At 72.2% G+C, this 1,434-nt stretch carries 2 pseudogenes; one reads left to right on the top strand and one right to left on the bottom strand.

The features are described 5' to 3' along the window. Window positions 1-828: pseudogene (locus EF918_RS35700) on the bottom strand (DUF4232 domain-containing protein); the annotation flags it as partial. A gap of 276 nt (window positions 829-1,104) precedes the next feature. On the opposite strand from EF918_RS35700, the pseudogene EF918_RS35695 reads away from it, so the two are divergent. After that, window positions 1,105-1,434 (top strand): annotated as a pseudogene (locus EF918_RS35695) (phage tail sheath family protein); the annotation flags it as partial.

The raw sequence follows: 1,434 nt of genomic DNA, 5'->3' as shown, positions 1-1,434 counted from the left end.
GGTCGGGGCCGGCTGCAGCGGGGGAGTGGGGGCGGGCGTCGGCAGCAGGGTCGCCCCCGCCTCCTGGAGCCGCTCGACGGCGGCGGTGCGGACGTCGGGCCTGTACGCGATCCAGAACATGACGAACGTGATCGCGAGGGCCAGGAGGACACCGAGGACGGTGGCCAGCCACCCGGGCAGAAAGCCGCGCTGGACGTACTTGCCCTCGACGGCCAGCGGAACCGCACCGGAGCGCTGGATGCTCAGCGTGTAGGGCCGTTGCTGCTGGGAACCGAACCAGATGATGGCGCGCGGCTTGAGCGTGGCCTTGACGAACGCCGCGCGACCCGGCTCGATCTGGACGTTGCTCGGCTCGACGGCGTACGACAGCTCGTCGCCGTTGTCACTGCCGCTGACGGACGCGGTGACCCTGGTGTTGCCGATGTTGTCGATCGCGAGCCTGGGACGACCGCGGAGGCGTCCCTTGACCGTGGGCGGCACCAGTTCCGCGCGCACCTCGGTGAAGGGCGTGACGGTGAGGTTGCCCTCGGGCACGGTCACCGCTTCGGGGTGTTCGGTCGGCGTGATGCGCACGGCGTACGGGTGGGGGCCGGCGGCCGCGTCGGGAGTGCGCGGCGGGGCGAAGGTCAGCTCCACCGTGCCCGTGGTTCCCGGGTAGAGCCGGAGCGTCGCCGGTTCCACGGTGGTCCACGGCGCGACGTCCCCGACCGGCTCGAACCGGTACTCGTCGACGACATCACCGGTGTTGCGCAACCGCAGCCGCACGGTGGTGCTGCCGCCCGGATCGACGGTCGCGGAGGAAGGCTCCAAAGAGGTCCAAAGGCTCACGCCGCCACGCTAGACGGCGCCGGACGACCTGGTCAGTGCACCAGGGGCACCCTTGCCTGCCCGAACGGACACCACCCCGGCCCCCGCCACCCGCACGGCCCGCACGGCCCGCACGGGGCATCGGCGGACGACGTGCCGGTACGGACCGTCCCCGGGGAGTGCCTCCAGGGGCAGCCACGCTGCCCCCGGACAGGTACGCGAGGCCGTTCCGGCGGCCGCGCACCCCTTTGCAGGGTGGACCACATCCTGATCTCGTACCCCGAGGAGAGCAGAGCAATGCCGTCCTACCTGTCGCCGGGCGTCTACGTCGAGGAGGTGGCCAGCGGCTCCCGCCCCATCGAGGGCGTGGGCACGTCGGTGGCCGCCTTCGTCGGCCTCGCACCGACCGGCCCGCTGAACGAGCCGACGCTGGTGACCAATTGGACCCAGTACGTCACCGCCTTCGGCGACTTCACCGACGGGTACTACCTGGCGCACAGCGTCTATGGCTTCTTCAACAACGGCGGTACGGCCGCCTATGTCGTCCGCGTCGGCGGAGTCCCGGGCGGTGCGGCCGCCGAGACCACGGCCCCCGTCACCCCGGCCGCGGTGTCCGCCGTCCCCGCC

The organism is Streptomyces sp. WAC06614, from assembly GCF_003949795.1.
GTDB lineage: Bacteria > Actinomycetota > Actinomycetes > Streptomycetales > Streptomycetaceae > Streptomyces.
Note: the sequence above shows the minus strand (reverse complement) of the source record. Positions and strands in the feature narration are given on the sequence as shown.